A 12,678-nucleotide genomic window follows, 5' to 3' on the forward strand; every position below is an offset into this window, starting at 1 on the left:
ATTACTAGATTGTGGTATAATTTACATACAGGGGGAAAGTAGATGACACAACATAAAGAAGAACAGATGAATGAGGCATTAGCATTATTTTATTTTGCATATAAAACATTTACTGAAAAGCCAGATGAAATTATAAAAGAATATGGCATTCAACGAGTACATCATCGAATTTTATTTTTTATCGCACGTTTTCCAGGGATAAGTGTAAATGAGTTACTATCACTATTAGAAATAAGTAAACAAGCTCTCCACGGACCGCTACGTCAACTTGTGGAAAAGGGCTTAATTGAGAGTAATGAAGCTATGCATGATCGACGTGTAAAACAGTTGTCTTTAACAGAAAAAGGTACAGATTTAGAGAAAAAACTGAGTGATGTACAAAGACAACAAATGGGTGCTATTTTTTCAAAATTTGGTGAATCATGTGAGGACAATTGGCACCAAGTTATGAATGAAATGGCAAATAGCCGATCAGGTTTTGATGCTTGGATATCCAAACGTGAAATACCAGTCGATCAAAAATAATGAAAAAACTTCTGTTTTTATCGTTTGAAAAAGAACAAATTTTATCCATACATTTGGCAACTATGATTTGGTCATAGAGTGAATGGATAAAAAGATACATTACTAGATACTTTATACGTGTACGCAATGGAACAATAAAATTCACATTTCCGAAAGGGGAATTATAATGATAAAACTTGTACTTATTCGTCACGGACAAAGCTTATGGAATCTTGAAAATCGCTTTACGGGATGGACAGATGTTGATCTATCAGAGAATGGATTAAGTGAAGCGAGAGAAGCAGGAGCAATATTAAAGAAAAACGGATATACTTTTGATGTGGCTTATACATCAGTATTAAAACGCGCAATTCGGACGTTATGGATTGTACTTCATGAGATGGATCTTACTTGGGTTCCAATACATAAATCTTGGAAGCTAAATGAAAGACATTATGGTGCATTGCAAGGGCTGAATAAAGATGAAACTGCACAAAAATATGGTGAGGAGCAAGTTCATATTTGGAGAAGAAGTGTTGATGTAAGACCACCGGCTCTTACTGAAGACGATCCTCGATATGAAGCGACCGATCCAAGATATAAAACACTCAAAAAAGGTGAATTTCCATTAACTGAATGTTTAGAGGATACGGAGAAGAGAGTACTTGCTTATTGGCATTCAGAAATTGCGCCGACATTAAAAAGTGGTAATAAAGTAATTATTTCATCACACGGTAACACAATTCGCTCGCTAGTAAAATATTTAGACAACCTTTCAAGTGATGGTGTAGTTTCATTAAATATTCCCACTAGCATTCCGCTTGTTTATGAATTAGACGAAAACTTACGTCCGATTCGTCATTATTATTTAAGTATGGATGGAGAAGTACCTGAAGGGGAAATTCCGAAACATATTTCTTTTTAATACGAAAATTTGAAATGAATGCTTGTCTACATATACAATATAGACTCATGGTAAAGTGAAATTTTAATCAGTAGGGGTCTTATTTCCCACAAATAACAGGATAAAAGACGTGGTACTTTCTAATATATATGCGATGTAGCTAATTTTAGAAGCTAGTCCACGTCTTTTGTCATAAAGAGAGCAGCTTGCGCATGTAATGATATCGTGAGTAGTTTTTGAATGGAGGGTGATGTGATTAATGATCTCTAACATTCGAATCGGCTTATTTGTTTTAGCGATTGTCTTTGTAGTCCTTGTTTTCTTTTATTGGAAAAATGAGGAGTTGTACGAGGAGAAAAAGCAACGTATTAGAAAGACTTGGTATGGTTTGTTTATCATATCTGTCACCGTGTATTTCATGATAAAAGGAATTGATTTAACCCTCTGGAAAAATCTTTTAATGTTTACTGCAATGGTTATTTTTGTTGATATTGCGTTCATTTTAACGCCTAATATTTCAGAAATATGGGGTGCGAAATTTAGCGATATTGGCAAGACAGTTCAATCAATAAAACGATCATTAATTGCATCTAAAGCGAGAGGGGAAATATACACGACAATTATTCAAAATGTTAATCCAGCAGTATTCGGTACGATGGAATGGCATACGGAAGAGGAATATACAAAGAGCTTAAATGCATTTTTAGATTCATATGGGGAAAAGATTGGCGCGAAAATTGTTGTTTTTGAAGCCGCGAAAGAGTTAAATACAAACTTTCGTGGTATTCGCTCGCAATTTAGTATTATCGTTCCGTTAGAACATATCGAGCAATTGAATGAGCAGAAAGCGGTGCAAGTAGAAAATGTCGGGATTATACCAGCAAAAATAGTAAGTGACGTTTTCATTGTTATTGATGGAAAGAAAAATAACCTGCAAGATCGGGATTTTGAAAATGTATATAATTTAACAATACATCATAGTTATTTTAGTAAATAAGGACAGAATCTTTTTCTGTCCTTTTCTTCTATACATAAATTAAAAACAAAATCCGACAAAGTTGAATAAAATTGGACAATCATTCCTACACTAGCATGTAGAGGTGATTGTAGTGGTAAAAGATTATGACAATGATTTTTTTAAAGAAGGTAACGAAGATACAACAGATTTCTCTTTAATAAAAGGGGATACGTTGCAGCAAGTAGAAGAATTAGAAGAAGAATTAAAAAGAAAATCATAAGTGTACACTCTTTCTACATTTGCTATATAATATAAATAAAAGGTTGTATCTTTTTGAAAAGGGGGAGAAGAGATGGCTGAAGTCAATGTACAAAAGTCTTCGTTTTTTAAAGAAAAAAAAGAAGAATCAAATACAGATTTCTCTCTTGTGAAAGGTGCATTAACGGAGAATATAAATCGGTTAGAGAAACTGATGAATAATAGTAGTTCAAAATATATACAGGTGAAAAGAACAAAAGAAAATGCATAGAGCATTTTCTTTTGTTTTTTTATTTAATAGTAAACTTATCTTTTACTTTTTCAGGTAAATCTGCTTTCTGAATCTCTTCATAGGACTTTACTTCAATTGATGATATTTCATTTTTGCTATTATCATCTTGATCTACATAAAGGCGTAAAAACGCGTCTTCATTTAATTTATGGGCGTTTTCTTTTTTTGTACTTCTAAATGTAATTTGTTTTTTAACACCATCTTCATCATATGCGGGCAGCGTATAGTTTCGTAAGTTTCTACCATCTACCTTTTCAATAGTTCCTTCGCCTTTTATTTGCATGTAATATACATCTTTACCAATTCTATTTAGTGACGCTCTCTCACAGCCAATAGTAAAACTAAAAAATAATAAACATAGTGTAATAATTGCTAAAAACTTTTTCATTTTCTTCATCTCCTTTAATGTGTTTCTTTAAAAAGTATACGATTATTATTAAATGAGAAAAATCGATATAGATTACAACGCCCTTACAATATTGTAATATTGTTGTACATAAAATGAACAATAAAAGTTAAAAGAAAGGTAAAATAATGAATCATGGTATAATGATATGAGACTTACATATTATTTTGTCATTTGGAGAGGAGCTTGAAAAATGTATTCTACTTTAGAACAATTAACAAAGCACCCTGTATTTTATCATTTTGCAGAAATTTCAAAGATTCCTAGAGGATCAGGTAATGAAAAGGAAATTAGTGATTATTTAGTGGGCTTTGCAAAAGAGCGTAACTTAGAAGTTATTCAAGATGAAGCATTAAATGTCATTATTAAAAAAGAAGCAACAACTGGTTATGAAAATGTACCAGCTATTATTATTCAAGGTCATATGGATATGGTTTGCGAAAAAAATCAAGCAACAGTACATGATTTTGAAAAAGATCCAATTGAATTACGAATCATTGGGGACATGTTATATGCAAATCAAACAACTTTAGGTGCTGATAATGGTATTGCAGTTGCGTATGCATTAGCTTTATTAGATTCGAAAGAAATTCCGCATCCAGCACTTGAAGTCGTTATCACTACTGAAGAAGAAACGACAATGGGCGGGGCTTTTGCTATTGATCCAAATCATTTTGAAGGAAAGATATTTATAAATATTGATTCTGAAGAAGATCATAAATTACTTGTAAGTAGTGCAGGTGGTGCGAAAGCTGTTGAAACAATTCCCGTAATTTGGGATGAAACGCCAGCGAATATGGATGCATACCGTCTATATGTTGGTGGTCTAAAAGGCGGACATTCTGGTATGGAAATTGATAAACAACGCGGTAATGCGAACAAAGTATTAGGACGAGTATTACGTGATTTATCGGCACATACGGAGTTTAACATAAGTGAAGTTCACGGCGGATTAAAAACGAATGCAATTCCGCGTGAAAGTGTAGCTACACTTTTAATTCGTACAGAAGATGTAGGACAAGTAGAAGAAAAACTAGAATCATGGACACGTGTATTACAAGAAGAAATGCGTGCTGTTGATCCAGATGTTCATGTTACACTGACAAAATTGGATGAAACAGTTGAAAAAGTATTTGCTAAAGAGACACAAAAGCAGCTTATTTCATCATTATTCTTAATTCCAAATGGCATTCAAAGTATGAGCATGGATATTAAAGGTCTTGTAGAAAGCTCAACAAATTTAGGCGTTATTGAAACGTTGCAAGATGAAATTAAATTACGTAACGAAGTGCGAAGTTCTGTAAGTAGTTTAAAACAACATGTTGCAGAAGAAATCAAATATATTGCTGAATTAGTTGGTGCTACATTTGAAATAGAGTCAGAGTATCCAGAATGGCCATACAATCCAAACTCACAAATTCGTAATTTATTTGAAAAAGTGCATCAAGAAAAATACAATAAAGAAATTGAAATCTTCGCTGTGCATGCGGGGATTGAGTGTAGCGCATTCGTTCAAAAAATGCCTGAATTAGATGCAATTTCATTCGGACCAGACATTTTTAACGTCCACACTCCAGATGAACATATCAGTATCTCTTCTGTAGTGAATAACTGGGGATTCTTCATTGATGTAATGAAGGGTACAAAAGAATTAGCTAAGTAATAACGACGAAATAAAAAGGAGCCTATAAAAATTTATAGGCTCCTTTTTTGTATTGGAATTTATCCCGCTATTTGCCGAGCAGCCCGATTGGTTTAACTAACAATCAGTGGGGGATGAATAAAACCACTACTGATCAAAGTTTCACTTTATGAGAAGTCATTTTTCGTTAGTATGTAATATTAAGCTTGAACAATTAATAAGGATGAATTGTTGATGTTTTTTAGTACTGATGAAGGGGTGGAGAAATGAAGGGAAGAAAGCATTTTATTGTTTGTATGTTTTTATTGTTCTTCACATTTAGTTTTATTGGTGTTCAGAAAATAATAGCAGAGGAAGTTGAATTTACAGGAACAACAGCTCCATTGAATGTTAATGTTAGAGAGGCAAAAAGTTTGAATGCAAATATTGTAGATGTGATTCCCGGAAATACAACAGTATCTTTTAAAGGATGGGAGTATGGTGAAGCGGTTAAAGATTACTGGACAGGAAATTTAGATAATCGTTGGTTTTATTATTTTAAAGATGGAAAAAAAGTATATGTAACGTCAGCGTATATTAATGGAAATCCTCCAAATACATCAATAGATCGTAAATTATCTGTACCTAACATATTACAAGAAAGATCAAATTGGTGTTGGGCAGGCACTTCGGTTTCAGTTTTAAATTATTTTGGGGAAACTCCTTCACAAGATCAGTACGTTAGGTATGTTAAGGGTGGATCATATAATAATCCTGCAACTTCACGTGAAATACAATATGGATTATCAGGATATGGTGTTAGCTCAGCTATAAGTTCTGGAGCAAAATCATATGATTGGTTCAAAAGTCAAATTAATAGTAATCAGCCGATGATTGCACTCATTATGTGGCAAAATGGAGCTAACATCGGACACTTTCTAGTACTTGATGGATTTTATAAAGGGACAAATGGAACAGATTATATAACGTACATGGACCCTTGGTATGGTGATCATTATAATCATAATTTCAGTACGTTCCATAACAATAATAATTTTTGGTGGAGTGAAACTGTTTATAATATCCATGCAAACTAATAATATTAAAAGCGGGGGTTCATAAATGGGAAAACTACTTAAGCTTGTGATACCGTGCATGTGCTTAATGACCGTTATTATTTTCGCTAGTAAAATTAGTTATGCATCAAAAAATAAAAGTGAATCAGTACAATCGATCGCATTAAAAGATTATCAATATAGTAAGGGAAGTTCTTCTGAAAATTTAAGTTTTGAAAAAATAACAACATCTCCATTTTCGTTACCAATCTATGCAACAATTCCAGCACAGCAAATTTTAAATAGCTCTGAATTTAAGAATTTACTATTATCAACAAATGAAAAGCTGTGGTTTATTATGAAGGGTGAGCAGCCAGAAGGACTAATTGTTGCGAATGATATTGAACCGATTCGAACGGGCGGAGAAAATAGAAGTAAAGATTTATATGGATTATATACAGCAATAAAGAATAATACAAATGAAACAAAAGAAATTAGTTATTTCGAATTTGAAGGGCAAGGAATATTGGTAGTAAATCAAAATAATGATCAAGAAATATACCTTAGTAAAGGTGCCGCTGCCATATTAAAACTTCCTACTGGTCAAAAAGTATTGAGCAGTGAAGTATTACAGAAAATGAAAGAGAGAATTGTAACTGGTTTTGAATAGTGGTAATGTCTGATTCTTTTTTGTGTTTATACAGGGTTGAATAGGGAACAGGATCAATGGTAGCATTAGGGCATCTTTACTGTTTGAAACCTAATAGTGTATATAAAAAGGTTAGAGAAGTTAATTCTCTAACCTTTTTATATTAATGTATGAAATTTAAAAACTGATGGAGTAAACCAAATAATAAAAATTTGTCTGCTCTTCTATTTTTATTTGCAATTTAAACTCGTTATATTCCGCTATCTATTGTACAACCTTTTTACATAGCTGAATTTTTTTATTTGAAAATAAGGGTGCATCTATAAAACCATAATGATAAACTAAAATACCTAATTCCACTCTAGAATTAATATGCCATTTTTCTTTAATATGATTAATTATCGTTGAAATTCTTCGAGGGGTAACATATATTTTTTTGGAAATTTCTGCATCTGTATATCCTTTTGCTACATAAATAGCTACTTCTAACTCTCTTTCGGTCAACATTCTTTTCATAAAATACGCTCCTTCGAAATTATTTATATAAAAATCAAAAGAAACTATTAAAAGAAATAAAGGTGAAAAATCATATTTATTTTAATCAGGCTATTTGCGGATAGTAAGATTCCCACCTCAAAATTTAGATGTGGCAAAGAAGTCTAACTCCCTGTAAAAGCCTGCCTGGAGTGGACTAATAATCAGTGGGGGGATAAAACTCCCATTAATTATTAGTGAACCATTTTTTAATAATTTCTCGTATTGTAATACAAGTTTGTAAAAGAAACTATAAATCCATATAATTAGTAATTGTAACTATATTAATTTTACATTACATTAAAAGTTGGGAAATATTCTTATACTCATAAAGTGTTACATTTGAGGGAGGAAAGATGGAATTCTACAATCTTGGTATTATTATTAAAGAACTTAGAAAGAAAAAAAACATGTCACAATCTGAATTATGTCATGGAATATGTTCACAAAGTCAAATTAGTAAGATAGAAAAAGGTATTATTTATCCATCTAGCATATTGTTGTATCAATTATCTGAAAGACTTGGTATTGATCCAAATTATATATTCGCACTAACCAAAAATAAAAAAATAAAATATATTGAAAATGTAAAATGTGTAATGAGAGATTGTGTGAAACAAAAACAATATAATGAGCTTTACGAAATAGTAAAAAAAGAGAAAGATGAGAATAATTTTCAATCAAAAGAAGATAAACAATTTCTATTATGGCATGAAGCGATTGCTATATATTATGTAAATGGAGCAACAAGTAATGCCTTTGACATTTTAAATAGAGCACTAAAACAAACCTTAAGTAGTAGTAACTTTTTATCAGAAAAAGAAATAAGCATAATGAATTCAATTGCTATAATACATGCAGAAAATGAAGAGTATGAGAAAAGTATAAATATATTAAAACAAAGTTTAATTAATTTTAATAAGATAGAATTTCCTAGAGAAAAAGAAATCAAATTAAGACTCATTCATACGTTAACAAAATGTTTACACCTTGCAAATCAATATGAAGAAGCAATAAAGTATAGTGAAATAGGTATAAAATTAGCGATAAATATGAATACTTTATACTTATTAGGTGAATTATTTTTTGAAAAAGGTGCAATTTTATTGAAAGTTCAGCACTCTAATGAAGTTGGTTTAACAGACATAAAAAAAGCATTATTTATATTTGAACTAACTGAAAGAAAACAATATATAAAAATGATCAAGGAAAAATATATTAAAAATCAAGAATAAACAAGAAAGAATTCTAACATAAACTATTCCTAATTGTTATTTTTTTCTAAAAAAAGTACTGTAATACGAACTATTCCTAATTGTTGTTTATTGCTAAAATAAATACCGTAATATTAGATAAATATAAAGGGTGGCATTTTATGAAATCAAGAGGAATTACTCGTAAAGCAGATAGCATGGGGCGTATTGTTATTCCAATGGAAATAAGACGGAGTTTAGGAATTGTAGAAAAAGATTCTCTTGAAATGTTTATAGAAGAGGACCAGATTATTTTACGAAAATATCAATCTCCAAGAGCTTGTGCACTTACAGGGGATATTTCAGACAGCAATATTTCGTTAGCGAATGGGAAGATTATTGTAAGTCCAAACGGGATGGAACTGTTAATAAAGAAGTTACAGCAATATCTTTTAAAATAAAGTGAAACTTTAATCAGGGGGAGTTTTGTTCATCCCCACTGATTATCAGCCCTCACCAATCTTGCTTTTATGGGCAGCCCGAACCCCCACCTAACTTCTTTGCTTCCGCTGTATTTTAAGGTAGGGGTCTTACTGCCCGGCAAATAGCGGGGTAAAAGGTAAGTAAGAACTTTAAAATAGAATATACTTGAAAAAAATTCCTCTATCAATTTAGGGGTTTTTTTATTGTTATCAATAAAATTGAGGGGCCGTAGTTCGTTCAATGGAATACGAATTACTTCATAAATAGTCTGACTATTTTTTATAAAAAAACTATTCATTTACATTTTTTGGTTTCGTGTTATATTTTTAATGTTAACATAGTTGTATTGAAAATTCTGATTTTAAAATTAGGAAAACTTTAGAAAATGAAAGAGATTTTTAAATTAAATTTACCAATTCAATAGAGGTTCGTCGGGGAAATGTACCTAAGAAGAAATCTCTTATAATCCACGTTTTTTATTTGTAAATCGGTAGTTCTAATAGCTCTGACGAAAAGCGAAGGAGCAAAAAAGAAATGGATAGTTTGTTTAATAGAAGATAGGGTATAAAAAATAAAACAACGGAGGTTTTATAATGAATAAAGGAATACTGCAGATTACAGAAATTGAAGAAATTAGCATTCCTAATGTATTGAAGGATAAAATGAAGAATCTGATAGAAAATGAATTGAAAACTCATAATCCTTATACTTGTGATCAAGAAATAGCAGCATATTTTTCAAAAGAGTGGCTTAATTGTTTGATTGACTATTCAAAGAAAAATCCGAATTCAGATATGAAAAACCTACTACATATAATAAAAATAGCGAATTGTGGCGGAAACGTACCACCTACTCTTATTAAAAATACTCCATGTGATCCTATGGAAACACTATTACCTGGGGAAAATCGCAGAGGTTTTAATTATGGCGAAGACGAACACGATAGAATGAAAAAATATTTTTATGCAGAATGGGTCACATGGCTTTTTGCCACACTTTTTAATTATGATGCTTTAATTCACCCATCCGAACATGCAGGGAAAAATAGATTTCATCTTATTTCACCTTTAAACAACGATGAAGTTTTGCGAAATGTCGGTGCAAGCACCGGTGGCGGGAACTTTTATCAACATAACGATGCCACAGTGTATACAGATATGAAAGACCAATCAGATATTGAAGCAAGATTGAAAACATTCAATACGAATTTAGAAATTGTATCAAATAGACTTAATAAATCCGTGGAACGAATAGTGTCTGAAATTACTTGTGGAAAATTTACTAGAGTTGATGCTCTTTTATTAAAAGGAGTGTTAAATTTAAAAACTCAAACTCATATTGGAACGCCAAAATTACTGCAAAAGCATCTTGAAGAAAATCACTTCAGTAAAGATGACATATTGGCGGTAAGTAAAATGCCTATTGCTCATATCGCAGGAATGGCTGATGGTGAAATATCGGGATTTGTAGGAGAAATAAACCAAATTATATTTTTAGATGATAATGGTGATATTATTGCAACTTGTTTGAATGGAGCGGAAAATAGATTAATTTATGTGGGAGAAAGTGAAGAAGAAAAATTGAAATTTGACATGTTTTTAGAACTCTTACGAACAACGCCTACTTATAAGGTTCCACTTACATCTGAAGATTTATTACTTATACCAAATTCATACTATGGTAAACAAACAAATGTAACTCATGGTAGGGAAAGGTTATCTGAGGAAGAATATAAAATCCCGATTGGAAACAATAAATATGGAAGAAGAATTGTTTGCAGACAATACGTTTCCAGTCGATTACGTGATCAAAAAGAAAGTTACTTTACAGATTTAATTAACTAGTTTAAAGAGAGGAGGGACGATGGGGAGGTTTGGGTTATAATAGCTCAAGCCTCCCCATATTCTTTGTATGGATTTTACTATTGAATTACTTATACTACTATTTTTAGTAGCTGTATTAGCAGGATGGATAGATACGATTGCTGGGGGCGGTGGTATGATAACTATCCCGATAATGTTATTAGTAGGTATGTCTCCTTCTGTAGCGATAGCGACTAATAAACTACAAGGGAGTAGCGGAACCCTCATGGCAACAGTGTTTTTTATTAAGAAGAAAGAAATTAATCTTAAAGAAATGCGTTTGTCCATCTTAATGACCTTTTTGGGATCAGTTTTGGGTGGATGGCTTGTTTTACAGATACGAGCAGAATATTTAATCATGATATTACCTTTTTTACTTATTATTATTGGTCTTTATTTTCTATTATCTCCAAATATAGCAAACGAAGATCGACCGAGAAAAATAAGTATGTTGTTGTTTGCGTTAACAGTGGCTCCATTCCTTGGATTTTATGATGGTTTCTTCGGCCCAGGAACAGGTAGTTTAATTGCTTTAGCATTCATTCTTTTATGTGGATATAGTGCTACGAGAGCAACTGCAAATGCTAAAATCTTGAATTTTACAAGTAATTTCGCTGCTTTGTTATATTTTATTATTTTTGGCCAAATCGATTGGACAATTGGGTTGATTATGATGCTTGGTCAAATTATAGGATCGTATATTGGAGCGAAGATGGTGCTTACAAAAGGGACGTCATTAATACGACCAATAGTGGTTATTGTTTGCTTTGTCATGGCAATTAAAATTTTTTTACAAAATATAAACTAAATGTAATCAATATATTATTTGGATCAAAGTTAGAGTGTTTTCATGTTCTTATTGCAGTATTACGCTGTTTAAGATGTGTTCAAAATTACACAATTTGACTAGTGTAATATATTGCGTTATGCTTTTTTATAGTATAAAAGAAAGGCTTGAAGATAATGATTCGTCGTTTGAGAAAGCTAAAAAATGTAGCAGTCGTAGTAAGCTTCTAAGTAAATAGCAAAATATATAATACTTAGAAGCGAGGAATAAAGTTATGAAGTATCCATTATTTAATCATTGGTCAGAAACAAAGTATATAAAAGATATAGTAACAAATCCACTCATTGAAGTAGGAGAGTACTCCTATTATTCAGGCTATTATAGCCATCAAAATTTTGAAGATGGCTGTGTAAGGTATTTGTGGGGAGATGCTAAGTCTCAAGCACTTTTCAATCCAATTGAACAGATGGGATGGCATCTTGATAAACTCATTATTGGGAATTATGTTTGCATTGCAAGTGGGGTAGTCATTTTAATGGGTGGTAATCATAATCATCACTCAGAATGGATTACAGTATATCCATTCGCTGAGCAAATCAAACAATCATATGAACCAAAGGGCGATACAGTCATTCAAAGTGATGCTTGGATTGGAATGAATGCTATAATAATGCCTGGCGTTACTATTGGTGAAGGGGCAATTGTTGCTGCAGGATCTGTCGTAAGTAAAGATGTTCCGCCGTATACAATAGTTGGTGGAAATCCTGCTAAGGAAATAAAGAAACGATTCACTGATATAGAGATAAATATGTTAATGGAAATGCGTTGGTTTGATTGGGATAGGAAATTGATTGAGAAGGCAATTCCGCTGTTATCTAGTCCATCCATCGAACCATTATTTGCTTTTTATAAAAATGAAGTGAAAAATAAATAAATCAGTTAGAAAAACTACATCCAGTATAGGGTGTAGTTTTTTTATTACAAAAAACTAATAGTTTAGACTAAATAAAATTCATCTCTAATATAGGTCTAGCAAATAGCTGAATTGAATAATTAAAATCCTTGATAGCTAATAAAGCATTAACGGGCAGTAAGACTCCCACTGATTAAAGTTTCACTTTATTTTTTGTAAATATGGAACAAATGTAGCATCTAGACTGTCTATTAATTGT

General features: G+C 31.8%; 15 protein-coding genes. 13 read left to right on the forward strand and 2 right to left on the reverse strand.

The window, feature by feature from the left end:
* Positions 1 to 42: 42 nt before the first annotated feature.
* The 5 genes from BLT20_RS09950 to spoIISB all read left to right on the forward strand — a co-directional run bounded on the left by BLT20_RS09950 (position 43) and on the right by spoIISB (position 2,895).
* Positions 43 to 525 (forward strand): MarR family winged helix-turn-helix transcriptional regulator, encoded by a 483-nt coding sequence (locus BLT20_RS09950; RefSeq protein ID WP_000191888.1) that lies wholly within the window; start codon positions 43 to 45, stop codon positions 523 to 525.
* A 166-nt stretch (positions 526 to 691) separates the two neighbouring features.
* The gene (gpmA, locus tag BLT20_RS09955; protein ID WP_000594152.1) at positions 692 to 1,429 is read left to right on the forward strand and encodes a 2,3-diphosphoglycerate-dependent phosphoglycerate mutase; all 738 of its coding nucleotides are present in this window, start codon (positions 692 to 694) and stop codon (positions 1,427 to 1,429) included.
* Positions 1,430 to 1,667: 238 nt separating this feature from the next.
* Complete coding sequence (locus BLT20_RS09965; RefSeq protein ID WP_000624977.1) at positions 1,668 to 2,405, forward strand: type II toxin-antitoxin system SpoIISA family toxin; 738 nt, start codon at positions 1,668 to 1,670, stop codon at positions 2,403 to 2,405.
* Positions 2,406 to 2,517: 112 nt separating this feature from the next.
* On the forward strand, positions 2,518 to 2,646 hold the full coding sequence (locus BLT20_RS09970) for a hypothetical protein (protein ID WP_000237819.1): 129 nt from the start codon (positions 2,518 to 2,520) through the stop codon (positions 2,644 to 2,646).
* Positions 2,647 to 2,718: 72 nt separating this feature from the next.
* Entirely contained in the window at positions 2,719 to 2,895 is a 177-nt protein-coding gene (gene spoIISB, locus BLT20_RS09975) for a stage II sporulation protein SB (RefSeq protein WP_000852629.1), read from the forward strand.
* 19 nt (positions 2,896 to 2,914) lie between these two features.
* On the opposite strand, the gene BLT20_RS09980 is transcribed toward spoIISB, so the two are convergent.
* Entirely contained in the window at positions 2,915 to 3,304 is a 390-nt protein-coding gene (locus BLT20_RS09980; RefSeq protein ID WP_000713862.1) for a YxeA family protein, read from the reverse strand.
* Positions 3,305 to 3,515: 211 nt separating this feature from the next.
* Between BLT20_RS09980 and pepD the strand changes: the two genes are divergently transcribed.
* The 3 genes from pepD to BLT20_RS09995 all read left to right on the forward strand — a co-directional run bounded on the left by pepD (position 3,516) and on the right by BLT20_RS09995 (position 6,668).
* Complete coding sequence (gene pepD / locus BLT20_RS09985; protein WP_000287555.1) at positions 3,516 to 4,985, forward strand: beta-Ala-His dipeptidase; 1,470 nt, start codon at positions 3,516 to 3,518, stop codon at positions 4,983 to 4,985.
* 245 nt (positions 4,986 to 5,230) lie between these two features.
* The gene (locus BLT20_RS09990) at positions 5,231 to 6,040 is read left to right on the forward strand and encodes a papain-like cysteine protease family protein (RefSeq protein WP_000678368.1); all 810 of its coding nucleotides are present in this window, start codon (positions 5,231 to 5,233) and stop codon (positions 6,038 to 6,040) included.
* Positions 6,041 to 6,065: 25 nt separating this feature from the next.
* Positions 6,066 to 6,668, forward strand: a complete 603-nt coding sequence (locus tag BLT20_RS09995; RefSeq protein ID WP_073339611.1) for a hypothetical protein — start codon at positions 6,066 to 6,068, stop codon at positions 6,666 to 6,668.
* A gap of 243 nt (positions 6,669 to 6,911) precedes the next feature.
* On the opposite strand, the gene BLT20_RS10000 is transcribed toward BLT20_RS09995, so the two are convergent.
* A complete protein-coding gene (locus BLT20_RS10000) occupies positions 6,912 to 7,163 on the reverse strand; it encodes a response regulator transcription factor (protein WP_000827560.1) in 252 nt (83 codons plus the stop codon).
* Positions 7,164 to 7,537: 374 nt separating this feature from the next.
* Between BLT20_RS10000 and BLT20_RS10005 the strand changes: the two genes are divergently transcribed.
* The 5 genes from BLT20_RS10005 (at position 7,538) to BLT20_RS10025 (ending at position 12,440) form a co-directional block, all read left to right on the forward strand.
* Positions 7,538 to 8,416 (forward strand): helix-turn-helix domain-containing protein, encoded by an 879-nt coding sequence (locus BLT20_RS10005; RefSeq protein ID WP_000397979.1) that lies wholly within the window; start codon positions 7,538 to 7,540, stop codon positions 8,414 to 8,416.
* A 140-nt stretch (positions 8,417 to 8,556) separates the two neighbouring features.
* Positions 8,557 to 8,835 (forward strand): AbrB/MazE/SpoVT family DNA-binding domain-containing protein, encoded by a 279-nt coding sequence (locus tag BLT20_RS10010; protein ID WP_000842216.1) that lies wholly within the window; start codon positions 8,557 to 8,559, stop codon positions 8,833 to 8,835.
* A gap of 615 nt (positions 8,836 to 9,450) precedes the next feature.
* Positions 9,451 to 10,701: a hypothetical protein gene (locus BLT20_RS10015; protein ID WP_001032358.1), complete on the forward strand. Its 1,251-nt coding sequence runs from the start codon at positions 9,451 to 9,453 to the stop codon at positions 10,699 to 10,701.
* Positions 10,702 to 10,768: 67 nt separating this feature from the next.
* On the forward strand, positions 10,769 to 11,527 hold the full coding sequence (locus BLT20_RS10020; RefSeq protein WP_000347994.1) for a TSUP family transporter: 759 nt from the start codon (positions 10,769 to 10,771) through the stop codon (positions 11,525 to 11,527).
* Positions 11,528 to 11,780: 253 nt separating this feature from the next.
* Positions 11,781 to 12,440, forward strand: coding sequence for a CatB-related O-acetyltransferase (locus tag BLT20_RS10025; protein ID WP_000876937.1), 660 nt, complete (start codon positions 11,781 to 11,783; stop codon positions 12,438 to 12,440).
* Positions 12,441 to 12,678: the final 238 nt, after the last annotated feature.

Origin of the sequence: Bacillus sp. cl96 (assembly GCF_900100505.1) — a bacterium.
Taxonomy (GTDB): Bacteria; Bacillota; Bacilli; order Bacillales; family Bacillaceae_G; genus Bacillus_A; species Bacillus_A cereus.